Raw genomic sequence first — 25,581 nt, forward strand, 5'->3', positions numbered from 1 at the left:
TAGGCCCGATTTCGGCCAATGCTGTTAAGCGCTGGCCTATGCACAATCGGCATAATGTTGGCGTGACGTCCTGAAGCTGCCGGACGTATAGGCGTAGGGTGGATCGGGGCGCGTAGCTGACGCTCCTTTGCGCCACCGTTCAGGCGGTTTTCCCGTGGTGGATGGATCAGGCGCCATCCACCCTATGCAGTCCGAACCCCTCGCGGAGGCGAGATGAACCTGGAAACCAAATGGCTGGAGGACTTCATCGCCCTGGCCGCCACCCGCAGCTTCTCCCAGGCAGCGGAGAAGCGTTTCGTCACCCAGCCGGCGTTCAGCCGGCGGATCAAGGCGCTGGAGCAGATGCTCGGGCTGACCCTGGTCAACCGCGCCTGCACCCCGGTGGAACTGACCGAGGCCGGCCAGCTGTTCCTGGTCACCGCGCGCAGCCTGGTCGAGCAGCTCGGCGAGGTGGTGCGCCACCTGCACAACCTCGAAGGCAAGCAGGGCGAGGTGCTGCAGATAGTCGCGGCGCACTCGCTGACCCTGGGCTTCTTTCCCGAGTGGATCGCCCGCCTGCGCCGCGAGGGCTTGCCGCTGCAGACCCGCCTGGTGGCGACCAACGTCGGCGAGGCGGTGCACTCGCTGCGCGAAGGCGCCTGCGACCTGATCCTCGCCTACTACGACCCGGACGCCTCCTTGCAGATGGACCCGGAGATCTTCCCCTCGCTGCACCTGGGGCGTACCGAGATGCTCCCGGTGTGCGCGGTGGACGAGCAGGGTCGGCCGCTGTACGACCTCGACAGCGGCCAGAGCGTGCCGCTGCTGGCCTACACCGCCGGCGCCTTCCTCGGCCGCTCGGTCAACCTGCTGCTGCGCCAGCGCGCCCTGCGCTCGACCACGGTGTACGAGACGGCGATGGCCGACAGCCTCAAGAGCATGGCCCTGCAGGGCATGGGCGTTGCCTGGGTGCCGCGGCTGTCGGTGACCATGGAGCTGGCCCGTGGCGAACTGGTGGTCTGCGGCAACGAGCAGTGGCAGGCGCCGCTGGAGATCCGCCTGTACCGCTGTGCCCTGGTGCGCAAGGCGGCGGTTCGTTTGCTCTGGCGCAAGTTGGAGGGTGGCCTCGGCACCGGCGACTGAACCCGTCCGGTGCCGGAGGCGCAGTCGCTCAGGTGCCGGACTTGATCGCGGTCCAGGCGCGGGTGCGGATGCGCTCGGCCTTCAGCGGCAGCGGCTGCAGCACATAGAGGGCCTTCTGCGCCTCGGCGGTGGGGGTCAGGTGCGGGTTGTCGCGGATCTCGCTGCCCACCAGGGGCATGGCGTCTCTGTTCGGGTTAGGGTAGCCGAGGAAGTCGCTGATCGGCGCCACCACCTTGGGCTCGAGCAGGTTGTCGAGGAAGGCGTGGGCCTCGTCGACGTTGCTGGCGCTGGCGGGAATGGCGAAGGAGTCGTACCACAGCGGCGCGCCTTCCTTGGGCAGGCGCCAGTCGACCACCACGCCGTTGCCGGCTTCCTTGGCCCGGTTGGCGAACTGGTAGAAGCTGCCGGAATAGCCGATGGCCACGCAGATGTCGCCGTTGGCGATGTCGGTCATGTACTTGGCCGAGTGGAAGTAGGCGATATAGGGGCGGATCTTCAGCATCAGCTCCTTGGCCTGCTCGTAGTCCTCGGCCTTCTTGCTGTTGGGGTCCAGGCCCAGGTAGTGCAAGGCGATCGGCAGGATGTCGCCGGGGGCGTCGAGCATGGCCACGCCGCACTGCTTGAGCCTGCTGATGTTCTCTTCCTTGAAAATCAGGTCCCAGCTGTCCACCGGCGCATCGTCGCCGAGCGCCGCCTTGACCTTGGCCGGGTTGAAGCCGATCAGCACGGTGCCGTACATGTAGGGCACGGCGTACTGGTTGCCGGGGTCGTTGGCGGTCATCAGCTGCAGCAGGCCGGGATCGAGGTGCTGCCAGTTGGGCAGCTTGGACTTGTCCAGCTTCTGGAACACCCCGGCCTTGATCTGGGTGTCGAGAAAGGTATTGGACGGCACCACTAGGTCGTAGCCGGAGTTGCCGGTGAGCAGCTTGGCCTCCAGCGCCTCGTTGGTGTCGAACACGTCCCAGGTCAGCTGGATGCCGGACTTCTCCTGAAACTCCTTGGGCACCGAGGGCAGCATGTAGTCGGCCCAGTTGTACACGCGCAGCTGGCGTGGCTGCTCGGAGGTCTCGGCGGCCGTGGCCGACAGGCTGGCGGCGCACAGGGCGGCGCCGGCCAGGGTGGTAGTGAATAGCTGGGTGAGTCTGTTCATCGAGGTCACTCCACTCTTGTTCTAGGTTTTTTGTCGCTATGGGCGGTCGACGTAGGGTGGATGACGCTCTTCTCATCCACCGGGATCTGGTGGATGGATAAGGCGCCATCCACCCTACGAGCCTTCGAAGCCTTCCAGCACGTTCACCGCGTTGATGCCGATGGCCTCCACCGCGTAGCCGCCTTCCATGACGAACAGGGTCGGCAGGCCGAGGGCGGCGATGCGCTGGCCCATGCGCAGGTAGTCCGGGCTGTCGAGCTTGAACTGGGAGATCGGGTCGTCCTTGAAGGTATCCACCCCCAGCGACACCACCAGCACCTCGGCGCCGGACTCGGCGATGCGCTGGCAGGCCTGCTCCAGCGCCGCGCTCCAGGCGGCCCAGTCGCTGCCGGCTGGCAGTGGGTAGTTGAAGTTGCAGCCCTCGCCGGCGCCCGCGCCGCATTCGTCGGCGTAGCCGAGGAAGAACGGGAACTCCGCCGCCGGGTCGCCGTGGATCGAGGTGACCACCACGTCGCCGCGCTCGTAGAAGATCGACTGGGTGCCGTTGCCGTGGTGGTAGTCGACATCGAGGATGGCCACCTTGGCCCGGCCCTGGTCGAGGAAGGCCTGGGCGGCGATGGCGGCGTTGTTCAGGTAGCAGTAGCCGCCCATCACCTCGCTCGCGGCGTGGTGGCCTGGCGGCCGGCACAGGGCGAAGGCGCTGGGGGCGCCGGCGGCGATCTCGGCCTGGGCGCTCAGCGCCACCTGGGCGGCGCTGTAGGCGGCCTGCCAGGTGCCGGCGGTGATCGGCGCGCCGGCGTCGAAGCTGTAGTAGCCGAGCTGGCCATGCAGGCTGGTCGGCAGTTGCTGGCGCAGGGTGCGCGCCGGCCAGGTGTAGGGCAGCAGGTCGCCCTGGCCGCCCTGGGCCTGCCAGCGCGCCCAGGCTCCCTCGAAGAAGTCCAGGTAGGCGCGGCTGTGGATGCGCTCGATCGGCGCGCGGCCGAAGTCCCGAGGCGCACGTACCTCACCGAGAACGCGGGCCTGGACCCGCTGCAGGATATGGTCGGCGCGTTGCGGCTTCTCGAAGCAGGGCATCAGCTGGCCGTCGATCAGCTCGCAGTTGCCGTGGTGCAGGTGGTGGTCGTCGCTATAGAAGGTGAGCATGGGCTAGGAGGCTCCCGAGTTGTTGTTCTGGCAAGCAATCTTGTGGCAAGCAATCTTGTGGGAGTCATTGTTCGCCGCGACGGACGATGGGAAAACGCTGACAACGGCCAATAGGGGATCGAAGTGGCCAAATTTGCCGGCCGCCGGCAACCGTGCCCGAGCTTCAGTGGGAGCGGCTTCAGCCGCGAAGCGCTGTCGGCCCATCGACGGAAATCGCGACTCAAGCCGTTCCCCCCCGTGCCTAGGCTGCCGCCGACGAGTTAGGCGCGGAAGCGGCTGGGCGCCACGCCGCTCCAGCGCTGGAAGGCATGGCGGAAGCTGGCGCTCTCGCTGAAGCCGAGCTCCTCGGCGATCCGGCAGATTGGCCAATCCTCCTGGCCGAGCAGGGTCTTGGCCCGTTCGAAGCGCAGTTCGTCGAGCAGCTCCTGATAGTGGGTGCCGAGTTCCTGCAGGTGGCGCCGCAGGGTGCGCGGCGAGCAGTGCATCTGCTGGGCCAGCGCCTCCAGCCCTGGCGGCTCGGCCAGGTGGCTGGCCAGTTCCTCGCGCACCCGCTGCAGCCAGGCCTGGCGGGTGGTGAACTCGGCGTTCTGCTTGCGGCAGCGGTCGAGCACCTCCAGGTGGGTGACCGGGTCGGCCAGCGGCAGGCGCCGCCGCAGCCAATCGGCGGGAAAGGCGAAGGCGTTGCGCGCGGCGTCGAATTGCAGCGGGCAGGGGAAGCTGGCGGCATAGCGCTTGGCGTAGGCCGGCTGTGGATAACTGAACTGCGCCGCGGCCAGTGGCAGCGGCTGGCCGAGCAGTTCGTCGCAGATCAGCTTGAGCGAGGCCAGGCACATCTCCACGTTGAAGCGCTCCAGCGCCGGCTCGTGGCGGTATTCGGCGGCGCCGACCCAGGCCAGCTCGCCCTCCACCGTCAGGTCCAGCTTGAAGTAGGTGCCTAGCAGCGCCGGGTACTGCAGCAGCAGCCGCCAGGCGTCACCAAAGGTGGCACTCGACAGCGCGGCGTAACCGAGCAGGCCGTAGGAGGACACATGCAGGCGCCTGCCCAGCTGCAGGCCGAGGTCGGCGCGCAGGGCCAGGGCGTTGGCGCACACCTGCAATTCCTGGGTGCGGGTGATGCGCCGCTCGCCGCTGGCCAGGTCAGCGGGCTTGATGCCGCTGCCGGCCAGCAGGGCCTCGGCCGTGTCGGGCCGCTCGGCGAGCAGTTCGAGTATCAGCGCGACCACGTGCAGGGTGGTCAGGTGGGCATGCAACATCGGCGGCGTCCGCTACTTCGGGTGGCTGAACAGCAGCAAGAAACATACCGCCACCTCGGCGTGTCCTGTCACTGCAGGCCGTACTTCTTCACCTTGTCGAACAGCGTGGTCTTGGCCATGCCCAGGGCCTGGGCGGCCTGGCTGAGATTGCCGGCATGTCGGGCCAGGGCGTCGCCGAGCAGGCTGCGTTCGAAGGCCTCCACCGCCTCGGCGAACCCCGGCCCGCTGCCGCCTTCGGACAGGCCGCTGTGCTTGAACGCCGGCAGGCCGAGGGCGAAGCGTTCGGCGACGTTGCGCAATTCGCGCACGTTGCCCGGCCAGTCGTGGGCCATCAGCGCGGCCAGGGTGGCGTGGTCGAGTGCCGGCGCGGGGCGGTCGAAGCGCAGCGCGGCGAGTTGCAGGAAGTGCTCGAACAGCAGGCCGATGTCCTCGCGTCGCTCGCGCAGCGGCGGCAGCTCCAGGGTCACCACGTTGAGCCGGTAGTAGAGGTCGCTGCGGAACTGCCCGGCGCGGCCGAGCTGGTCGAGGTCGGCCTTGGTCGCGGCGATCACCCGGCAGTCGACGGCGATCGACTGGTTCGAGCCGAGGCGCTCCAGGCTGTGCTCCTGCAGCACCCGCAGCAGCTTGATCTGCAGGTTCAGCGGCATGCTCTCGACCTCGTCGAGGAACAGACTGCCGCCATGGGCGTGCTCGATCTTGCCGATCCGCCGCTTGCCGGCGCCGGTGAAGGCGTGGGCCTCGTGGCCGAAGATTTCGCTCTCAAACAGGTTCTCCGGCAGGCCGCCGCAGTTGAGGGCGACGAACTCCTTGGCCTGGCGCCGACTGAAGTCGTGCAGGCAGCGCGCCACCAGCTCCTTGCCGGTGCCAGTCTCGCCATGGATCAGCACGTTGGCCGCGGTATCGGCGACGTTGGCCAGCAATTCGCGCAGCTGCTGCATGGCCGGCGAGCGGCCGATCAGGCGCTGCTCCAGGGCCTGGCGCCCGGCCAGCTGGCGGCGCAGGGCCGACACCTCGCGGGCCAGGCCGCGCTGCTCGAGGGCGCGGCGCACCACCTCGACCAGGCGCTCGGGGGAGAAAGGCTTCTCGATGAAGTCGTAGGCACCGTCGCGCATGGCGCCGACTGCCATGCCGATGTCGCCGTGGCCGGTGATCAGCACCACCGGCAGGCTCGGGTCGCGGCGCTTGAGTTCGCTCAGCAGGCGCAGGCCGTCCATGCCCGGCAGGCGGATGTCGCTGACGACTATGCCGGGAAAGTCCGTGTCGACCCGGGCCAGGGCCTCCTCGGCGCTGCCCACGCCCTCGCTGGCGATGTCTTCCAGGGCCAGCGCCTGCTGGCAGCCGAGCAGCACATGGGGGTCGTCTTCGACGATCAGGACGCACAGTGGTTCATGCATGGGACGACTCCGGGGCGGGTGCAGGGGCGAGTAGCGCCAGGCTGAGGACGAAGGCGGTGCCGCCCTCGGCCGGGTGGCGCACGCCGAGGCTGCCGCCGGCGGCCGCGGCCAGGCTGGCCGACAGGGTCAGGCCGAGGCCCAGGCCCTGCTCGCCGGGCTTGGTGGTGAAGAAGGGTTCGAACAGGTGGCTGCGCAGTTCCGGGGCGATGCCGGGGCCGTTGTCGCGCACCTCCAGGCGGTAGCAGTCAGCCTCGGCCACGCCGCTGAGCCACAGGCGCCGGTCGGCCTGCTCGCCCATGGCGTCCAGGGCATTGCCGATCAGGTTGACCAGGATCTGCTCCAGGCGGGTCTGGTCGATGCCCAGGCGGGCGTCCGCGTAGTCATGCTCGATCTGCGCCGGGCTGCGCTGCAGGCGCGGCTGCAGCAGCATCAGCGCGGCCTCCACCGCGGTGTTCAGGCTGGCCTGGCCGCTGTCGCCGCCGCGGCGGGCGAAGGCGCGCAGGCTGGCGGTGATCTTGCCCATGCGGTCGACCAGCTCGCCGATGGTCTGCAGGTTGCTGCCGGCCACCTCCAGCTCGCCGCGCTGGAGGTAGCGCACGCTGTTGCCGGACAGGGTGCGCAGCGCCGCCAGCGGCTGGTTGAGTTCGTGGGCGATGCTGGTCGACATCTGCCCGATCACCGCCAGCTTGCCGGCCTGCACCAGCTCGTCCTGGGTCTGGCGCAGGTGGGCCTCGGTCTGCCGGCGCTCGTGAATCTCGGCCTTGAGCCGTTGGTTGCTGGCCGAGAGGTCGGCGGTGCGCTCGGCGATCTTGCGCTCCAGCTCGTTGTTGGCCTGCTGCAGCGCCTCGCGCGCGGCCAGGCGGGTGGCGATCACCTTGCGCCGCTGGTTCAGCGCCAGGCCGAGGACGATCAGCAGCATGCAGGCGCCGGCGCCCAGCAGCGCATAGCTGATGGCCGCACGGCGCTGGTCGCGCAGCGGGGTGAGCAGGGTCAGGCGCCAGGGCGTGTCGGCCAGCGGCCGGCTCTGCTCCAGGTAATTGATCGGCCCGGCCGCCTGGCCGGTGTCGCCGGGGGCGGCGTAGCTGACCTGCTCGATGCCGTCGCCCAGCGGGGTGCGCGCCAGCGGTTGCAGCTCCTCCAGCGCCCACCAGTGGTACTGCAGGCTGCGCGCCAGGCGCTCGCGGGTGTTCGGCCCCAACGGGTGCACGGCCTTGAGCCGGCGCGCCGGGCTGCTTGCGAGGATGATGATGCCGTTCTCGTCGCTGACATAGGCCTCCAGGCGCGCGCGCTGCCAGCGCCGCTCGAGGGCATCCAGGCGCACCTTGACCACCGCCACGCCGATGATCCGCTCGCCCTGTCTGAGGCCGTGGGCCAGGTAGTAGCCGGGCTCGCCGGTGGTGCTGCCGATGCCATAGAAGCGCCCCGGCTTGCCCTGCACCGCATCCTGGAAATAGGCGCGGAACGACAGGTCCTCGCCCAGGTAGCTGCTCGGCGTGCGCCAGTTGCTGGTCGCCAGCACCCGCCCGGAGGTATCCAGCACGTAGGTGGCCAGGCTGCCGCTGCGCCGGTTGAGGCCCTCGAGGAAATCGTTGACCCGCTGCCGGCGGTAGTGGCTGGGCGTCTGCAGCAGGCGCCGCACGTCGTCGTTGAGCTCCAGCAGGCTGGGCAGGTAGTTGTACTTGGTGATCTCGCTTTCCACCGCGCGGGCGTTCAGCTCCAGCTGGCGCTCGCCGTTCTCGGCCAGGGCGCGGAGGCCGATTCGCTCGCTGAGCCGGTAGCCGGCATAGCCGCAGCCGAGCACCAGCGCGAGCAGCACGAGGGTCAGCAGCAGGTGGCGGAACAGGCGCGGTTTCACGGTCAGGGCGGGCGGCACGGCGCAGAGGCGGGCGGTGGGGCATTGCATCACAGTCGTCCAGGGCTGACCAGTTGCGGCGGGCGAGCGGTTTCCGCACGGGGCGCGGGAACCCATTGATTGGCCAAGATTGCGGATATCGCGAGCTAGAGCGAGACAAGGCCTAGGAGCCCCACAAAAGCCGCCGAGCATGACTCGCTTCACTCGCCCTTCGGGCCGCGCCAAAGCGCATTAGCCGCAAGCGGCTTGCCGAGGCGGCTTTTAACGCCGTATCGCCGACGCGCAGCAGATCCACGTCTCAGTGCTGGAGGATCTTGGCGAGGAATTGCTGGGCCCGATCGGAACGGGCATTGATGTCGCCGAAGAACTCGTCCTTGGGGCAGTCCTCGACGATCTTGCCGGCATCCATGAAGATCACCCGGTCGGCGACCTTGCGCGCGAAGCCCATCTCGTGGGTCACGCACATCATGGTCATGCCCTCGTTGGCCAGCTGCACCATGACGTCGAGCACCTCGTTGACCATCTCCGGGTCGAGCGCCGAGGTCGGCTCGTCGAACAGCATCACCACCGGGTCCATGGCCAGCGCCCGGGCGATCGCCACGCGCTGCTGCTGGCCGCCGGAGAGCTGGCCGGGGTGCTTGTGCGCGTGGGCACTCAGGCCGACCCGCTCGAGCAGGGCCAGGCCCTTCTTGGTGGCCTCGGTCTTGCTGCGGCCGAGCACCTTGACCTGGGCGATGCACAGGTTCTCGGTGATCGACAGGTGGGGGAACAGCTCGAAGTGCTGGAACACCATGCCGACCCGCGAGCGCAGCTTGGGCAGGTCGGTCTTGGGGGCGGCGATCGAGGTCTCGTCGACCACGATGTCGCCCTGCTGGAACGGCTCCAGGGCGTTGACGCACTTGATCAGGGTCGACTTGCCCGAGCCGGACGGCCCGCACACCACCACCACCTCGCCCTTCTTCACCTCGGTGCTGCAGTCGCTCAGCACCTGGAAGTCCCCGTACCACTTGTTGACGTTCTGGATAGAGATCATACGGCTAACCTTTTTTGCAGGAGCTTGACCAGCTGCGAGGCGGCGAAGCTGAGGGTGAAGTAGACCAGGCCGGCGAAGATCAGGAACTCATGGGCCTGGCCGATGATGTCGCCGCGCGAGCGGGCGGCGTTGAGGAAGTCCATCAGGCCGACGGTGTAGACCAGCGAGGTGTCCTGGAACAGGATGATGCTCTGCTGCAGCAGCAGCGGGGTCATCTTGCGGAACGCCTGCGGCAGGATGATCAGGCGCATGGACTGGCCGTAGTTCATCCCCAGTGCCTGCGCCGCGCCCATCTGGCCCTTGCCGATGGCCTGGATGCCGGCACGGACGATCTCGCAGAAGTAGGCCGCCTCGAACATGATGAAGGCCACCAGGCATGAGCTGAAGGCGCCCACCGGGGTGTCTTCGCCGGTGATCCAGCGCAGGATGAAGGGCACCGCGAAGTAGAACCAGGTGATCACCAGCAGCAGCGGGATGGAGCGGAAGTAGTTGACGTAGGTGGCGGCGAAGCTGGCCAGCAGTTTGTTCGGCGACAGCCGCAGCAGGGCCAGGGCGGTGCCCAGCAGCACGCCACCGAGCACGCCCAGGGCCATCAGCTGCAGGGTCATCCACATGCCGTCGACCAGGCCCGGCAGGGCCGGCAGGATTGCGCTGAAATCCATCATTTGCCTCCTACGGCGATCAGCCCGGGTACCGCGACGCGCCGCTCGATGGTGCGCATCAGCAGCATCAGGCCCATGTTCAGGGTGAAGTAGATCAGCGTGGCCAGGGTGAAGGCCTCGAACAGGTTGGCGCTGAACTCGGCGGTCTGTTTGGTCTGCGCCAGCAGCTCCATCAGGCCGATCAGCGAGGCCACCGAGGAGTTCTTGAAGATGTTGAGGAACTCGCTGGTCAGCGGCGGGATGACGATGCGCAGCGCCTGCGGCAGCAGCACCTCGCGGTAGATCTGCGGCAGGCGAAAGCCCATGGCGTAGCCGGCGGCGATCTGCCCCCTGGGCAGCGCCTGGATGCCGGTGCGCACCTGCTCGCAGACCCGCGCGGCGGTGAACAGGCCCAGGCACACCACCACGCTCAGGTAGGCCGAGGTGGCCGGCGCCAGGTCCTGCTTGAACCAGAGTTCCAGCGGCTCGGGCAGCAGGTCCGGCACCAGGAAGTACCAGAGGAACAGCTGCACCAGCAGCGGCACGTTACGGAAGATTTCCACGTAGGCGCTGGCCAGGCCAGCCAGAGCGCGGTTCGGCACGGTGCGCAGCACGCCGAGCAGGGTGCCGAGCAGCAGGGCGATGACCCAGCCGGCCAGGGCGATGGCGATGGTCCAGCCCAGGCCGGTGACGAACCAGTCCAGGTAGATCTCGCTGCCGATGCCGGTGGACTTGAAGAAGATGCCCCAGTCCCAGTTGTAATTCATGCGGGTTTCCCCTCGGGTGTCACAGTCGGTTGGAGGGGGCAGGGCGCACGCCTGCACGCCCCATCCGCGGGTAGCGGATGTGCCCCTGATCCATCGGGTGGTAGGTGGGAGCGGCGCTCCCGTGCCGCACCCCTCGTGAGGGCGCGGCGGGGGTTACCGTCAGAGCTGCTCGGCAGCCTTGTCGGTGGGGGTGGCGATCAACTTCTTCAGCTCGGCGCTCATCGGGAAGTTGAGGTTCAGGCCCTTCGGCGGGATTGGCTGCATGAACCACTTGTCGTAGATGGCGCTGACTTCGCCGGACTGGTAGGTGGCGGCGATGGCGCCGTCGACCACCTGCTTGAACGCCGGGTCGCCCTTGCGCAGCATGCAGCCGTAGATCTCGAAGGATTGCGGGGTGCCGACCACCGCCCAATCGGCTGGTTGCTTGGCCTTGGCCATTTCGCCGTAGAGCAGCGCGTCGTCCATCATGAAGGCCACCGCGCGGCCGGACTCGAGCATCAGGAAGGACTCGCCGTGGTCCTTGGCCGAGATGATGTTCATGCCCATCTGCTGCTCGGCGTTCATGATCTTCAGCAGGCGCTCGGAGGTGGTGCCGGCGGTGGTCACCACGTTCTTGCCCTTGAGGTCGGCGAAGTCGCCGACGCCCGAGGTCTTCTTGGTCAGCAGGCGGGTGCCGACCTCGAAGATGCCCACCGAGAAGTCCACCTGCTGCTGGCGCTCGACGTTGTTGGTGGTGGAGCCGCACTCCAGGTCGACGGTGCCGTTCTGCACCAGCGGGATACGGGTCTGCGAGGTCACCAGGTTGTAGCGCACCTTGAGCTCGGGCATGTCCAGTTGCTGCTTGATCGCCTCGACCACCTTCAGCTGCAGGTCGTGGGAGTAGCCTTCCGGTTGCTGCGGATTGCTGCCGAAGTAGGAGAAGGGGATGGAGGCGTCGCGGTGGCCGAGGGTGATGCTGCCGGACTCCTTGATCTTCTTCAGGGTGCCGGTCAGTTCGCCGGCCAGGGCCGGGGCGCTGAGCAGGCCGGCGGTCAGGGCGATGGCGACGGCGCGGGAAAGCGTGCTGGTGGTCATGCGGATTCTCACTGTTGTTGTTATCGGGCGGGGAAGCGCAGGGCATTCCTGCAGTGAGCTAGAGCAGGGAACGTGCCAGGCTTTTTGTTGGCCGGTTGATTTTATAAGTTATTGAAAATAAACAATAAAAATTAGGATTCTGGATTCGCTGCGACGGCCCCTGTTCGCCGGGGCGAACAGGGGCGCCTGGCGCATTCGGAAAACCGAACGCTGCGGCGGCCCTGGGGCAGGGGATTGGACTGTTGCGGTGGGCTAGCGAAGCATTGCCCACGCTGCGGCGGCCGGTCCGGCGCACGGCAGCGTAGGCTGGAAAACGGCGCAGCCTTTGCCAGCCTGACGCTCCCGGCCGCCCGACGTGGCGCCGCTACTGGGTCAGGGCGAAGGCCGTCTCCTGGGCGAAGATGGCGTGCACCGCGGCGGTCGGGTGGACGCCGTCCCAGAACAGGAAGTCATCGACGGCCTGGCAGGTGAAGGGCGGCAGCCCCGGGGTGATGCAGGCACTCTCCACCTGGCTGAGGCCGAAGGCCTGGGGATCGGCGACCAGTTGGCCGACCTTCTGGTACAGGTCGAGCCGGGCGATCTCGACTCCGGGGAGCAATTCCAGGCCCGTCAGCAGCCCCTCCAGCCCCGTATTGAATACCTGCGCGAAGAACCCGGCCGCCTGCACGGTGCCGGGGTTTAGCAGGTCGAGAGCGCGCACGGCGGGCGCCAGGCCGGGGTTGGGCACGTTGGCTACCAGAAAGTGGCGGGCGCCGGCTGCGTACAGGGCATCGAGGTTGGCGCCGATGGCCACCAGCGCTTCGGCGATGACGCCGGCACCGGCCGGGCCTGCCAGCAGGGCATCGCGGATGTCATTGCCGCCCATCTCCAGCACGTAGAGCGCATCGGCCGGCGCCACGCCGCCGACGTCGAACAGGAAGCTGCCGACCTGCAGCGACAGGCTGACGTTGATCCCATCCTCGCGCGCCCGGGAGGCCCCCACCGCGTAATTGCTCGCGCCTTTGCTGGTGCCGAGGAAGGCCGGGCTCACGCTGGCGGCCAGGCCCAAGGGGCGGGCGAACTGCTCGATCCAGGTGGCGCCGTTGCTGAAATGGTGGCCGCCCTTGGCGTAGGGCGCGTCCGGCACCCGCAGTGCGTCCAGGTTGGCGTAGGGCGGGGTCGATTGACGGCGGATCAGGGCGAAGGCGTTGCCGGGGTCGGACAGGCTGGTGCCGAACACCACGATGCGGCTGAAGCTTGGCTCTGCGCTGGCCCAGTCGGGCGCCAGCAGGGCCAGCGCCAGCAGGCCTATCAGCGTCCACCTGGGGGTCGATAGCGTGTTCATTGCAGATGCCCTCGATATGGAAAGGTGGGCCCCCCGATCAAATCGACAACCAAGACAAACAACTGCAAGTAAGTATCAGATTAGTTGATAGCTGCCCGGCCCCGGCGCTGCCGAGCTTCCGTCCGTCGATACGCGCAGCGGGCCAGTGTGACGGGGGAGGCGGGCGGTGCTGGAGAGCGAGGTAATGCTGCGAGTCAGTGCGCCAGCGATCAGACAAGAGCGCCGCCGTGGCGACCGCTCATGGGGGTGGAAAACGGCGAAGCCTATGCCGCCGTAATTACCCAGCCGACACCTTAGGCATCTGTATCGCTCCACACGGCGAACTCATTGCCGCTGGGCTCGATGAAGTGAAAACGCCGGCCGCCGGGGAAGGGGAAGATGGCCTTGCTGATCCGACCGCCGGCCTGTTCGACCTTGGCCTGGGTCTCCTCCAGTACGCTGCTGTAGAACACCATCAAGGCGCTGCCGTTGGCCTGCAAGGCGCACAGCTCGGATCTGAAAAAACCACCATCCAGGCCCTGGTCGGCAAAGGCCGTGTACTCGGGGCCGTAATCGGTGAAGACCCAGCCGAAGGCGGCCTCGAAGAAGGCCTTGGTCGCGGCCAGGTCCCTGGCGGGGAATTCGACGTAGTTGAGTTTTTCATGCTGGTTCATTGCGCTGTTTTCCCTTGAGGCAAAGGGGGAGATTTCAATGCGTGTTCAGCATAAATAAATCTGTCCCATTTTCTGTCCGTCCCATTTTCTGTCCTGGAGCCGGTGTCGCGGGCCCGGGTGCCACCTACCGCGAAGTTGCTGGCGGTGCTGGTGGGGTCGCGGAAGGCCCGGCCAGCGTCTTCGGCGAGTCCCAGGGGGCGGGCCAGCTGTTCGATCCAGGTGGCGCCGTTGCTGAAGTGATGACCGCCCCGGGCATAGGGCGCATCCGGGATCAGCAGCTCATCCAGATTGGCATAGGGCAGGGTCGACTGGTGGCCGGCCAGGGCGAAAGCGTTGCCGGGGTCGGAGAGGCTGGTGCCGAACACCACGATGCGCTTGAAGGTCGGTTCGGCGCCGGCCCAACTGGGGATCAGCAGGGTGAGCGCCAGCAGACCTGCCAGCGCCCATCTGGGGGGCGATATCGCGTTCATGGCACATGCCCTCGTTACGGAAAGTTAGGCCTCCTGAGCGAGTCGACTACCAAAGCGAGTTTGCGTGAGCAGTTTTCAGCGTAGTTGACCCCGGGCCTGGCCTGCGCCCGCGGGATGGCCGTTGGTCGATAAGGGCTTTGGGCTGTTTGACGAAGCATGGGCGGGAGGCGGCGGGCTTGGTGATTAAGCAAGAATAAATCAGCTCCCTTCTTCGTCTGCTCGGAAGAAGGGGATGGTTTCGAGTGCTACTTCCATTTGTAGTACCTTTTGCGGGCTTCGTGAAGGGCAATATCTTCTGCCGGGCTAGAGTATTTGCCTTTCTTGCCAACAATACCGAAGTGAATTGCAAACCACGAAAGTGCACTGAATATAAGGAAGCCCACTAGGTTTGTAAGAGGATTTTTTGATTCGGGTGCGTTTATTAAAAACAGTAATGCACACAAGGAAAAGGAAACTCCCCCGGCGAAGCTAGTTATTCGCCTAACAATGAGCCATAACTTCGCAGCGATGTCTTGCGTTTTGGTTGGTGTGGGGCGTCTGTTGGGATTCAGGTAGAAACAGAATAACGAAAATATGATGATTGTAAGTGCAGATAGGATGATTGTACTTATGTCCATTGGTGAGCCTCCGCTTTAGCAGTCGGCGGTTGATCCTGTTCTTAGCCCGGATATATAAACTCTACAGTCAGATTCTTATATCAATATTCAGATTCCAGTTCGCCACGTCCATTCATCACCCGCTTCCGCAAATAACAAGTCCCAAGACGCAACGAAATCCGCTCGTACTCCGAGCATAGACTCATCGGCAGGGTGGGGTGGAGAAGGCACATCCGGGTATCCATATCCTGCAGGGGCGCGCTGGTAGTTTGCTTCAGGTCATTCGCCTGGCTCGGGGGGCGTGGGCGATCAGCGCTGTTATAGAGAGAAAGCTCCCTGCGCCGAGCCCAGCGACAGACGGTCATGCAGGGGGGGCGCTCTTTGTGTCGTTAGGCTATACTGCGCCGCCTTAAAACCCGCCGGCTCGCGGGTTTGCCCCGAACATGACAAGCCACGCCCTTCGCGTGGCTTGTTGGTTTTTGACGCGCCGGTCGGCGCACTGAGATGAGGCACGACGATGAGCGCACTGGTTGGCGTGATCATGGGCTCCAAGTCCGATTGGTCCACCCTTAGCCACACCGCCGAGATGCTGGACAAGCTGGGCATTCCCCATGAGGTGAAGGTGGTCTCTGCCCACCGCACCCCGGACCTGCTGTTCCAGTACGCCGAAGAGGCCGAAGCCCGTGGCATCCAGGTGATCATCGCCGGTGCCGGCGGCGCCGCCCACCTGCCGGGCATGTGCGCGGCCAAGACCCACCTGCCGGTGCTCGGCGTGCCGGTGCAGTCGTCGATGCTGTCGGGTGTCGACTCGCTGCTGTCGATCGTGCAGATGCCGGCCGGCATCCCCGTCGCTACCCTGGCGATCGGCAAGGCCGGTGCGGTCAACGCCGCCTTGCTGGCGGCGAGCATCCTCGGTCACCAGCACCCGCAGTACCACGCGGCGCTCAAGCAGTTCCGCCAGGAGCAGACCGAGACCGTGCTGGATAACCCGGACCCGCGTCAGGCCTGAGGGCTGCGCGGGGCCAAGCAGGCGTAGCGCGGGCGAGCCCACCGCCACGGGTTGTGCATAGGGCCGCAGGCGCTGCGGCAGTAGATGAGGTAGACGCATGAAGATTGGTGTAATCGGTGGCGGCCAACTCGGTCGCATGCTGGCGCTGGCGGGCACGCCGCTGGGGATGAACTTCGCCTTCCTGGACCCGGCGCCGGACGCCTGCGCCCAGGCCCTCGGCGAGCACATCCGCGCCGACTATGGCGACCAGGACCACCTGCGCCAGCTGGCCGACGAGGTCGACCTGGTGACCTTCGAGTTCGAGAGCGTGCCGGCCGAGACCGTGGCCTTTCTCTCGCAGTTCGTGCCGGTCTACCCCTGCGCCGAATCGCTGCGCATCGCCCGCGACCGCTGGTTCGAGAAGTCCATGTTCAAGGAACTGGGCATTCCCACGCCCGAGTTCGCCGACATCCAGTCGCAGGCCGATCTCGACGCCGCGGCCGCCAGCATCGGCCTGCCGGCGGTACTCAAGACCCGCACCCTGGGCTACGACGGCAAGGGCCAGAAAGTCCTGCGCCAGCCCGAAGACGTGGCCGGCGCCTTCGCCGAGCTGGGCAGCGTGCCCTGCATCCTCGAAGGCTTCGTGCCCTTTACCGGCGAAGTCTCGCTGGTGGCCGTGCGTGGCCGCGACGGCGAGACGCGCTTCTACCCGCTGGTGCACAACCGCCATGACAGCGGCATCCTCGCCCTGTCGGTGGCCAGCAGCGATCACCCGCTGCAGGCGCTGGCCGAGGACTACGTCGGCCGTGTGCTGAGCAAGCTCGACTACGTCGGCGTGATGGCCTTCGAGTTCTTCGAGGTCGATGGCGGCCTCAAGGCCAACGAGATCGCCCCGCGCGTGCACAACTCAGGGCACTGGACCATCGAAGGCGCCGAGTGCAGCCAGTTCGAGAACCACCTGCGCGCCGTCGCCGGCCTGCCGCTGGGCTCGACCGCCAAGCTCGGCGAGAGCGCCATGCTCAACTTCATCGGCGAGGTACCGCCGGTGGACAAGGTGATCGCCATCGCCGACTGCCACCTGCACCACTACGGCAAGGCCTTCAAGGTCGGGCGCAAGGTGGGGCACGCCACCCTGCGCTGCGCCGATCGCGCTACCCTGGACCAGCAGATTGCCGCCGTCCAGGCGCTGATCGAGCAGGCCTGAGTCGCCGCCGAGCGCCGGATGGAACCTCCGGCGCCGGCTTGCGTCTGATGGCCAGGTGCCCTTTTGGGCGCCTGTCACTGAAAGGGAGAGCCTGACATGAGCATCATCGGCATCATCTTCATCGGCCTGATTGTCGGCCTGATCGCGCGTTTCCTCAAGCCGGGCAACGACAGCATGGGCCTGGTCATGACCATCCTGCTCGGCATCGGCGGTTCCATCGCCGCCACCTACGGCGGCCAGGCGCTGGGCATCTACCGGGTCGGCCAGGGCGCCGGCTTCATCGGCGCAGTGGTCGGCGCGGTGGTCCTGCTGATCCTCTATGGCGCGATCAAGAAGGGCTGAACGGCCCTTTTCCATCCCTCTGTTGCGAGCCTGACCATGCGCCACCTGCTGTTGTCTCTCCTGTTGCTGAGCGGCCTGGTGCATGCCGAGCTGGCGGAAACCGACTGGCTGGAACTGATGCCCGTCGAGGACCGCCAGGCCCTGGAGGCCATGCCGGAGATCAGCCACGAGGGCGCCGAGCGGGACAGCGAGTTCTACACTCCCGGCGGCCTCAAGCAGCGCGACAACAACCTGCCGGCGGTGATGTACTCGGCCAAGACGGTGGCGGCGCTGGACGGCCAGTCGATCCGCCTGGGCGGCTACCCGGTGCCGCTGGAGACCGACGCTGAAGGCCGCAGCACCCTGTTCTTCCTGGTGCCCTATCCCGGTGCCTGCATCCACGTGCCGCCACCGCCGCCGAACCAGCTGGTGCTGGTGCGCTATCCGGCGGGCATCGAGCTGGCGGATATCTACGCGCCGCTGTGGGTCAGCGGCACCTTGCGGGTCGAGCCGGTCAGCAACGCCCTGGCCGATGCCGCCTATGCCCTGGATGCCGGCTCGGTGCGGCCGGTGGAAGAAGCCGACCTGTAACCGCCATGCCCAGGGCGTAGCGACTGCGCCCGCCAGCCCGAGGCTGGCCGTTTGCCTATGCTTGAACAGAGGCGCACCGAACGGCCCGTGCGCGCCAGCCATGCGCTGTCTGTGCGCGACCAGGCCCGCCACCTGCCTGTGCCTGCCCGAATGCGGGAGGTGAGCCATGACTCACGGTCTGGCGATTCTGCTATTTGCGGTCTTCGCGCTGCTCAGCGGCGCCCTGCTGCGCTTCGTCCTGCAGGGCAGCAGGGTGCCCTACTCGGTGGCGCTGCTGCTGCTCGGCCTGCTGGTCGGCGCGCTGGCGCAGCAGGCCTGGCTGCCGTCCTGGGCCGAGGAGTTCGCCGGCAGCGTCGACTACGTGGCCGGCATCGAGCCGCAGCTGATCCTGTTCCTGTTCCTGCCCGCACTGATCTTCGAGTCCGCCTTCGCCATGGAGGTGCACCTGTTCCGCCGCATGTTGGTGCAGATCGCCCTGCTGGCGGTGCCGGGACTGATCATCGCCACCCTGCTCACCGCATTGCTGGTGCGCCTGGCCCTGCCGCTGGAATGGAGCTGGCCGGTGGCGCTGATGTTCGGCGCCCTGGTCAGCGCTACCGACCCGGTGGCGGTGGTCTCGCTGCTCAAGGAGCAGAGTTCGCGCAAGCGCCTGGAGACTCTGATCGAGGGCGAGTCGCTGCTCAACGACGGTACCGCCATCGTCTTCTTCGTGCTGTTCTACAGCATGCTGCTGGGCGGCGCGGCCGAGGTGGGGGTGGGTTACGTCAGCCAGGAATTCCTCCGTGTGGTCTGCGTCGGCGCCCTGATCGGCCTGTTGGTGGCGGCGGTGGTGGTGTTTTGGGTGGGCAAGGTGTTCAACGACGCGGTGCTGGAAACCGTGGTGACCATCGCCGCGGCCTACCTGGGCTTCATCGTCGCCGAGCACGGCTTCCATTCCTCCGGCGTGGTGGCGGTGGTGACCACCGCGGTGCTGCTCGCCGGGGTCGGCCGCACCCGCTTTAGCCCGGAGGTGATGCACTACCTGCATCACTTCTGGGAAATGCTCGCCTACATCTTCAACACCCTGATCTTCCTCCTGGTCGGCATCATCATCGCCCGCCAGGTGGCGCTGCCGTCGCTGCAGCTGTGGTTGAGCCTGCTGCTGCTCTATCTTGGGGTGAACCTGATCCGCGGCGTCACCATCGCCCTGCTCTCGCCACTGCTGGCGCGCCTGGGCATCGGCCTGACCCGCGACAAGGCGATCGTTCTCACCTGGGGCGGCCTGCGCGGGGCGGTGGCCCTGGCTCTCGCCCTGTCGGTGGCGCAGCAAGGGCAGATCGCCGCCGAGATCCGCGAGCAGGTGCTGTTCCTCACTGCCGGCCTGGTGGTGCTGACCATCGTGATCAACGGCGGCACCATCAGCGCCCTGCTGCAGTGGCTCGGCCTGGCCCAGCTGCCGCCGGCCAAGCGTGCCACCGTGGCCAAGGCCGAGGGCCTGATCCACAAGGAGGTGGCCGATCTGCTCGAGGTGCTGAGCCGCGACGAACTGCTGGCCCAGGCCGACTGGCCGAGCATCGAGCGCAGCCTGCAGGAACTGAGGCTCAGTACTCAGTTCCAGCCGAGCGAGCCAGGTCCGCAGGAGGACCTGGCGATCTTCTACAAGCGCCAGTTGCTGGAAAGCGAGCGGCAGAACTACTGGAACCAGTTCAGCCTCGGGCTGCTCGACCAGAGTGCGGCGGCGCGCCTGGTGGAGGCGGTGGAGGCGGCGCTGGACGGCACCCCGGACCTGGGCCCGCGGGCCAAGCTGCTGGCCCTGTGGTCCGGCCCGGCCTGGCTGGAGCGCCTGGCCCACTGGGGCTGGCTGGAGCGCACCCGCTTCCGCCACCTGGCCGCCGTGTATGGCACCCTGCGCGGTTACCGCCAGGCCCAGCAGGCGATGCACGCCCTGGCCACCGACCTGGCCCCCGACCCCGACATGGCCAGGGCCGCCCAGCAGCAGATCGACGCCAACCTGCAGCAGGCCCAGCAACACCTCGAACGGCTACGCCGCGATCATGGCGCCGCCGTCGCCCAGCTGGAGACCTATACCGCCCTGCGTTTGCTGCTCAACCGCCAGCGCGAGGCGGTGCAGCACCTGGCCGACGAAGGCGTGCTCGAACCGGCGGAAAGCCGCAAGCTGATCGAGCGGGTGGAGCAGCGGATGTTCGAGCTGGCGCGCGGGCGGTTGGGGGCTCTGGGGCGGCGGGGGCAGGGGGCGTGAAAATGGGATACAGAGACTGATTATTTTACTACCCGGCGGTTGTACTCAACTTCTGCAACCGCTCTGCATTTCCTTTCAGGCACATCGCCAGCCCAAATAAGTCTGCTCCCTTTCTCCCCAAGAATGATTGGTTCAATTGGCTTCTATCGCGCGTAGTAGCTCCAACGACGTCAGGCGTTTCAGCGTGTGTGTGGCGGGATCTGTCTCGACATCCAGCGCCAGCGGCGTTGTGCCATCCGCGTCATATACCAAATAGGCGTTGCCGCTGCTCACCTCATAGGTTTTCGTACCTGCTGTCGCTATGGTTCTTGGGGTCGCAGACATCGGGTCTTCGACCGAGCTGTAGCGCAATGCCACATCGACCTCGCCCAGTCGGCCTAGGGGGGCGTCGGCAGCTTGAGGGGGCTCGGCCATCACGGACTGCAGGGACACTGCATTGGAGGCTTCGATCCAATTGTCCGAATATGTGGAAATCAGGTTTTGATTCTCGTTCGACAAAGGCATATATAGATTGCATGCGGCCTTTCGAATAGAGGCACCGTTCTGCCCATTGCGAATATTGAAATATGCGCAATTGATGACCGGAACTTTGTCCTTGAACGTGAGGGTATAAAATACTTCGAAATGCGTGTTTGATCCGGCGTTTTCGTAGGTCAGCGCGGGAGCCCCGTTGAACGAGACCAAGGCTCTGTAAGTCTGGCCTGCGTAGCCAACTATATCGGCGAATACCTTGGTTTCCGTTCCCCAGCTTATCGTCAACTCGCCGGTGTCCATGTTCCCTTGGTAGATTTCCGTGACTTCGCCTCTATTGGCTGTGACGGTGTATGTCTGCGCATATATGGTGGTAGCCAGCGCAAGCGGTATCAGTAGCACAGTAGATAGTGTGTATTTCATAGTGTGAAGGCTTCCTTGGCTGAGGATGTTTCTCTTAGGATGGCCTCAAATTTTGGAGCGCAAAGGGGACAGATTTATTTAATAAATATAAATCTGTCCCCTTTTCCGTTTCATTGCCTGTGATAGCGCCTAGTCCATGTCGCCCTCATATCTACCAGAGCTTGGATTAAAACTCCAAAAATGTAATCTGGTAAGTGCCTGTCCTTTTACATATATGATTTCATCCAAGTCGTTTCGCTGGTAGGAGAGGAATGCGACGTCTTTATAGTTATTACTAGTCGACCCAGCCTCCTCCACACCCGCAAAATAATCCCCGCCCACGAAGTGGAGAAAGCCCTTGCATTGGACGAAAATTCCGAAAGTTCTATCCTTGGCCGACCCCTGACTATCAAATGATTCAAATATGTAGTCCGGATTATCATCACTGTTGAGGTCCGCCTGATAGGCAATGCGCCCCCGCTCCCGTGAAACTTCAGAACCCTGAATGGTAGTCAAAATGCTAACGGCTCTGTCACCCTCCCTCCACTCGGAGAGAAAACTTCTCGCTTTTATATTCCCCTTGCATACTTCAGGTTCGCCAGCGAGTGCATTAATACTGATGAGAAGCAATATGATTGTCGATAGTTTCATACTCAAGCATCCATCAGGAAAGTATCTCTGCCGGTACGTACCGAACCTTGCGGCTGGCCAGCACCAAAAAGAATACTTGTCGATATAGTATTATTTATAGCTGACGCTGCAGTAAGTAGACGCTCTGTCAGCGCAGACTCATGAGCATCCACCCAGTTCTCCACTTGCAGTTGCCAGTTCACCAAGGGATTATCATTTATTGCACCCTGTATTGCTGCAGTAATCCGCTCATAGGTAGGGTGCACAACATGGGACGGCCTATAAACATGCCAGCGTAAAAGTATAGCAACAGCCTTCTCAGAGGTAAAAATGTCTCCCAGAGTGCTATTTATCGCACTTGCGCCAATCTGAAAGCTAACACTTTTGCTTCGAATATCCTGAATTCTTTGCTTGGCCATTTCCCACATCGCCTGCCGATATTCAGGAATCGTTCTGCCAGCCATACTAATTCTGTAGATCCAGTGCCAGTTCTTTAAATAAGCGGCTTCTGTCTTTGCGTTCAAGAGAGGGCTAAATTCAGTCTCAGCGCGAGTTGGCGCTGATGGCAAATGAGTTTCGTTAGTAAGCTTGAGCCATGAGTTATATGTCCTTGTGCTGGATGAATAAAGATCCTCATCACTCCATTTATATTCAGGATGAAGACCAAAATTCCCAAACACCTTATTAAAGCCAGCTTTACTACGCTCAGCAAAATATGCGATGAATGCCGGAAACTCGGCCTTGTCGTATTCGTTTCCGTTAGAAGCCCCCATTGTCCAATGGCATGGTCCGGCCGAAACCAAGGAATTATCCCAGGCGTTGATTACATCAAATCTCCCATAGCACTCAGCCTCGGCAACTACCCGTATCGCGCGATATGTAGACAGTGGTGCCGTCGCTAACTGCTCTGGATTTGCTGGGGAGCCTAGCATGCTCTCGACTGTCATTTCCGCTTCTGGAGACCAGCTATGCCTTTTTGTCGCATTGGGGCCACCCTGAGTGTCATAGTAACCAATAGCGTGATATTGGGATGCAGGCCTGATGGTAGGATAGGTGTAATATTGAGAGAAGTCTCGAGCAAAGATGCGTGGAGCACTATTTGTAAAGCTGTCATATTTCCATAGATTTGAGCCGCCGTCGGACAAGGTAGTCCGCGCTCCTGACTGGTTTACCGACCAAGCCTCAATTACGACTGGGCACCGGTAATGATTTTCCAGCCAGAATTCGATGGCCGCCCTAGTGCCTGAGTCAACCACTCCACTTACTGGGCCAGTGTGCAAATGGCCATTGGCTGTTTGCTCTAGAGATTCAACATAATATGATTTTGGTTCGTCTGTTGACTCAGGTGCGTTAGGCGCCTGTCCGGCCTGAACAATAATATGAGCGGAGCTATCGTAATAAACTTCGCTGTTGTTAATTAGTTTCGAAGCCCCGCCGGATGTTAGTAGCAATTGGCCAATTCTGTCTTCTTTAACTCGTGCCACATGGGTCATTTTGGCATAGATCTGAAATTCCCTGATTGCCCATTCACTTGATTTGCCAAAAATACCATCGGGGCTGCCCACAATAGCGAAGCCAAGTGTTCGCAAGTCTTCTTGCAGGTGTCTTACATGCTCTGGAATCGTAAGTGATACGGTGCTGCTGGAAGTGCCGACAGCCCCTGTTTCTGCAGTCTCTTGTTGTATAGCGGGATTATCTACTCCCCCCCAACGTGGAGGCGTATTCTGCTGTGAAACTCCATCGTGGTCGCCTCGACGAAGATCAAAATTTCCGTATTTCATAATCTTGCCTCCCTACACATTGTGCTGCTTAATCAAAAGGTCCTTTTCAGATGCGGTAATGTGGTCCTTGTCAGTAAGCTGGCAAGCTCGTTGAAAGCAACGTGTTGCATACTGAGTCTTTGGACCATCAATCCCGTCTAATGCACCACTGTAGAAGCCCAAGTTTTTCAGCCGAGACTGCCGGCCGAGGACGTCATTAGCAGGAGCTTGCTTATTAATATCGAGCTCCCATGTCCATGCCTGATGCTCTTGCCCGAATGGATAGAACGTCAGAGTGGCTTTTTTTGCTCCGTCCGGAAGTGGGTGATCAACATAACCGCCCGCTGTAGTGGCTCCTTTGTGTTCGATTCCGTTCACATTTAATACGTAAGGCTGACCAGTTATGCCTTCCTTTTCAAATGGCCGCTTTAGTTGTACTCGCAATCGGTTGCTTAGTTTCCTTGTCGGCTGAGAGGTAGCCAAGTTGCCGGCTATTTGCTCCAGCACCTCCCCCGCTAGGTCGCTGTCCGCGGCGCCTGGCAGTACCGGTGGTTTGATCTTGATCCCCGAGCCCTTCCCCGGCGAGCCGCCGGCGTTGATCTTGGCCAGCGGGCCGGAGAGGGTGATGCCGCCGGGGTCGAGTTTGATGAAGCTGCCGCCGGCCTTGAGGGTCAGCTCGGTGCCGGCTTCGATGACCATCTTCTGCCCGGCCTTGAGGTGGATCTCCTTGCCGGCCTTGGTCAGTTGGGCGCTGCCGAGCTTGATGTGCTGGTTCTGCCCGACCGTGAGGTGGTCGTCGGGTTTGACCTGGACCTTGCGCTCGGCATGCACCGTCAGGTGTTCCTCGGCCTGCAGCTCGGTGTAGCTGTTGGCCTCGACGGTGTCGTGGCGTTCGTGGCCGACGCGGATGCGCTGGTCGTGCTCGATGTTCTCGTCCCAGTCCTTCTGCGCGTGGACGTAGATCTGCTCCTGGCCGGCGCGGTCTTCGATGCGCAGTTCGTTGTAGCCGCCGCCGCCGGGGCTGCTCAGGGTCTTGAACACGGTGCGGGTCTTGTGCGCCGGCAGGTCGTAGGGCACCTGGTGTTCCTTGTGGTACAGGCAGCCGGTCACCAGGGGTTGGTCGGGGTCGCCTTCGAGGAAGGTGATCAGTACCTCCATGCCGATGCGCGGGATGGCGATGGCGCCATAGCCGTCGCCGGCCCAGCCGCTGGCCACGCGCAGCCAGCAGCTGGTGGTGTCGTCGGCCTGGCCGTGCCGGTCCCAGTGGAACTGCACCTTGATCCGACCGTACTCATCGCAGTGGATTTCCTCGCCGGCCGGGCCGGTGACCACGGCGCTCTGGCTGCCCAGCACCCTGGGTTTCGGATGGGCCAGCGGCGGGCGGAAGGGCACGGCCCAGGGCGTGGCGCGGAACTGGTTGCGGTAGCCCTGGGTAAAGCCGTCGGCCGGTTCGACCTGACTGGTCACCGCCTCTTCCAGCACCTGGGGTTGTTTGCCCTGGTGGATGACCTCGTGCAGCAGCCAGAGGTCGTTGTAGTCCTGGCGCGGATGGTCGGAGAGTTCCAGGAAGTGGCCGCTGAGCAGCCTGGGCTGGTCGCTCTTGCCCTCGGCCAGGCGGTAGTCGGCGCGGTGGCGCTCCAAGGCACGCTGGCTCAGGTGCTTGCCGCGGTTGCGATCGCTGAAGCGGCCGGGGTAGTCGTAGTCTTCAAGGTCCGGCAACGGCTTGGCTTCCGGGTCGCGCTGCTCCTTGTGCGTCGCCTCCATCTGCAGCCGCGGTTGCTCGAAGTCATAGTCGCGGCGGCTGGTGCGGCTGGTGCGGGTCTCCAGGCGCACGGCAAAGCGCTTGATCACCGGATCAATGGCGGTCATGCCGTTGTCCTGCAGGTAGGCCGTGGGTTGGCCGAGCCTGGCGAAGGCGCTCTGGTCGTCGCCGAACACCAGCACATGCCCGTCGCTGCCGTGCTGGAAGTGGTAGTGGATGCCTTCTTCCTCGCACAGGCGCTGGACGAAGTGCAGGTCGGACTCATCGTACTGCACGCAGTAGTCGCGCTCGGGATAGACCGTAGGGCCGAGCTGGAACTGGTACGCACCGGCGAGGATGCCGTGCTCCTCCAGCACGGTGGCGACGATCTGCGGCACCGTCAGGTGCTGGAAGATGCGCTGGTTGGTGCGCAGGGCCAGGTAGCTCAGCTGCGGCACCAGGCTCAGGCGGTAGCGGGTCAGGCGCTTGCCGGACTCGCCCTGGGCGACCTGAAAGATCTGCCCGTGGATACCCGGGCCGTCGGGACTGAAGGCGAGGAAGGCGTAGCGGTGCAGCAGGCTCTGCAGGTCGAGGTCCGCCTGTTCGCTGATCAGTTCCACTTCGAAGCGGTAGGGCTGGCTGATCGCCTCGCGGCCGCTGAACTCGAGTACCTGCAGGTCGTGCTCGAGGCCCTCGATGTGCAGGCTGAAGTGGGTTTCATTGGCCGGGTTGAACATGCGGGGTTCCTTGTAGAAAGATCAT

Annotated in this window: 22 protein-coding genes; 6 read left to right on the plus strand and 16 right to left on the minus strand. The window is 64.3% G+C overall.

Features of this window, described 5'->3' with window-relative positions; all coding sequences use genetic code 11:
• The first annotated feature begins 213 nt into the window (after positions 1-213).
• Entirely contained in the window at positions 214-1,122 is a 909-nt protein-coding gene (locus AB5S05_RS01415; protein WP_369285623.1) for a LysR substrate-binding domain-containing protein, read from the plus strand.
• Between the two features lie 28 nt (positions 1,123-1,150).
• Here AB5S05_RS01415 and AB5S05_RS01420 read toward each other — a convergent pair whose 3' ends face one another.
• The 12 genes from AB5S05_RS01420 to AB5S05_RS01475 form a co-directional block, all read right to left on the minus strand.
• On the minus strand, positions 1,151-2,272 hold the full coding sequence (locus AB5S05_RS01420; RefSeq protein WP_369285625.1) for a polyamine ABC transporter substrate-binding protein: 1,122 nt from the start codon (positions 2,270-2,272) through the stop codon (positions 1,151-1,153).
• 114 nt (positions 2,273-2,386) lie between these two features.
• On the minus strand, positions 2,387-3,415 hold the full coding sequence (locus AB5S05_RS01425) for a histone deacetylase family protein (RefSeq protein ID WP_369285626.1): 1,029 nt from the start codon (positions 3,413-3,415) through the stop codon (positions 2,387-2,389).
• 260 nt (positions 3,416-3,675) lie between these two features.
• Positions 3,676-4,668: an AraC family transcriptional regulator gene (locus AB5S05_RS01430; protein ID WP_369285627.1), complete on the minus strand. Its 993-nt coding sequence runs from the start codon at positions 4,666-4,668 to the stop codon at positions 3,676-3,678.
• Between the two features lie 68 nt (positions 4,669-4,736).
• On the minus strand, positions 4,737-6,062 hold the full coding sequence (gene aauR / locus AB5S05_RS01435) for a two-component response regulator AauR (protein WP_369285628.1): 1,326 nt from the start codon (positions 6,060-6,062) through the stop codon (positions 4,737-4,739).
• The gene (locus AB5S05_RS01440) at positions 6,055-7,965 is read right to left on the minus strand and encodes a sensor histidine kinase (protein ID WP_369285629.1); all 1,911 of its coding nucleotides are present in this window, start codon (positions 7,963-7,965) and stop codon (positions 6,055-6,057) included. Before AB5S05_RS01440 ends, aauR begins: the two co-directional genes overlap by 8 nt.
• Positions 7,966-8,212: 247 nt before the next feature.
• Positions 8,213-8,947 (minus strand): amino acid ABC transporter ATP-binding protein, encoded by a 735-nt coding sequence (locus AB5S05_RS01445; RefSeq protein WP_369285630.1) that lies wholly within the window; start codon positions 8,945-8,947, stop codon positions 8,213-8,215.
• Positions 8,944-9,612: an amino acid ABC transporter permease gene (locus tag AB5S05_RS01450; protein WP_369285631.1), complete on the minus strand. Its 669-nt coding sequence runs from the start codon at positions 9,610-9,612 to the stop codon at positions 8,944-8,946. The genes AB5S05_RS01445 and AB5S05_RS01450 overlap by 4 nt, the downstream gene beginning before the upstream one ends.
• Entirely contained in the window at positions 9,609-10,355 is a 747-nt protein-coding gene (locus AB5S05_RS01455) for an amino acid ABC transporter permease (protein WP_369285632.1), read from the minus strand. Before AB5S05_RS01455 ends, AB5S05_RS01450 begins: the two co-directional genes overlap by 4 nt.
• 159 nt (positions 10,356-10,514) lie before the next feature.
• Positions 10,515-11,429 (minus strand): glutamate/aspartate ABC transporter substrate-binding protein, encoded by a 915-nt coding sequence (locus AB5S05_RS01460; RefSeq protein WP_369285633.1) that lies wholly within the window; start codon positions 11,427-11,429, stop codon positions 10,515-10,517.
• Between the two features lie 364 nt (positions 11,430-11,793).
• A complete protein-coding gene (locus AB5S05_RS01465; RefSeq protein ID WP_369285634.1) occupies positions 11,794-12,753 on the minus strand; it encodes an SGNH/GDSL hydrolase family protein in 960 nt (319 codons plus the stop codon).
• Positions 12,754-13,046: 293 nt separating this feature from the next.
• A complete protein-coding gene (locus tag AB5S05_RS01470) occupies positions 13,047-13,406 on the minus strand; it encodes a VOC family protein (RefSeq protein WP_369285635.1) in 360 nt (119 codons plus the stop codon).
• Complete coding sequence (locus tag AB5S05_RS01475) at positions 13,403-13,876, minus strand: SGNH/GDSL hydrolase family protein (protein WP_369285636.1); 474 nt, start codon at positions 13,874-13,876, stop codon at positions 13,403-13,405. Before AB5S05_RS01475 ends, AB5S05_RS01470 begins: the two co-directional genes overlap by 4 nt.
• A 1,113-nt stretch (positions 13,877-14,989) precedes the next feature.
• On the opposite strand from AB5S05_RS01475, the gene purE reads away from it, so the two are divergent.
• From purE to AB5S05_RS01500, 5 genes are all read left to right on the plus strand, one after another.
• A complete protein-coding gene (gene purE, locus AB5S05_RS01480; RefSeq protein WP_369285637.1) occupies positions 14,990-15,481 on the plus strand; it encodes a 5-(carboxyamino)imidazole ribonucleotide mutase in 492 nt (163 codons plus the stop codon).
• Between the two features lie 97 nt (positions 15,482-15,578).
• The gene (locus tag AB5S05_RS01485; protein WP_369285638.1) at positions 15,579-16,664 is read left to right on the plus strand and encodes a 5-(carboxyamino)imidazole ribonucleotide synthase; all 1,086 of its coding nucleotides are present in this window, start codon (positions 15,579-15,581) and stop codon (positions 16,662-16,664) included.
• Positions 16,665-16,760: 96 nt separating this feature from the next.
• The gene (locus tag AB5S05_RS01490) at positions 16,761-17,006 is read left to right on the plus strand and encodes a GlsB/YeaQ/YmgE family stress response membrane protein (protein WP_369285639.1); all 246 of its coding nucleotides are present in this window, start codon (positions 16,761-16,763) and stop codon (positions 17,004-17,006) included.
• 36 nt (positions 17,007-17,042) lie between these two features.
• A complete protein-coding gene (locus tag AB5S05_RS01495; RefSeq protein ID WP_369285640.1) occupies positions 17,043-17,576 on the plus strand; it encodes a DUF3299 domain-containing protein in 534 nt (177 codons plus the stop codon).
• 166 nt (positions 17,577-17,742) lie between these two features.
• Positions 17,743-19,815: a cation:proton antiporter domain-containing protein gene (locus tag AB5S05_RS01500; protein WP_369285641.1), complete on the plus strand. Its 2,073-nt coding sequence runs from the start codon at positions 17,743-17,745 to the stop codon at positions 19,813-19,815.
• A gap of 132 nt (positions 19,816-19,947) precedes the next feature.
• On the opposite strand, the gene AB5S05_RS01505 is transcribed toward AB5S05_RS01500, so the two are convergent.
• The 4 genes from AB5S05_RS01505 to tssI form a co-directional block, all read right to left on the minus strand.
• On the minus strand, positions 19,948-20,709 hold the full coding sequence (locus AB5S05_RS01505; protein ID WP_369285642.1) for a hypothetical protein: 762 nt from the start codon (positions 20,707-20,709) through the stop codon (positions 19,948-19,950).
• Between the two features lie 129 nt (positions 20,710-20,838).
• Positions 20,839-21,339 carry a hypothetical protein gene (locus AB5S05_RS01510; protein WP_369285643.1) on the minus strand — a complete coding sequence of 167 codons (501 nt, stop codon included), beginning with the start codon at positions 21,337-21,339 and terminating at the stop codon, positions 20,839-20,841.
• A 2-nt stretch (positions 21,340-21,341) separates the two neighbouring features.
• Positions 21,342-23,099 (minus strand): peptidoglycan-binding domain-containing protein, encoded by a 1,758-nt coding sequence (locus AB5S05_RS01515; RefSeq protein ID WP_369285644.1) that lies wholly within the window; start codon positions 23,097-23,099, stop codon positions 21,342-21,344.
• A gap of 12 nt (positions 23,100-23,111) precedes the next feature.
• The gene (gene tssI, locus AB5S05_RS01520; RefSeq protein WP_369285645.1) at positions 23,112-25,556 is read right to left on the minus strand and encodes a type VI secretion system tip protein TssI/VgrG; all 2,445 of its coding nucleotides are present in this window, start codon (positions 25,554-25,556) and stop codon (positions 23,112-23,114) included.
• Positions 25,557-25,581: the final 25 nt, after the last annotated feature.

The organism is Pseudomonas zhanjiangensis, assembly GCF_041027545.1.
Taxonomy (GTDB): Bacteria; Pseudomonadota; Gammaproteobacteria; order Pseudomonadales; family Pseudomonadaceae; genus Aquipseudomonas; species Aquipseudomonas zhanjiangensis.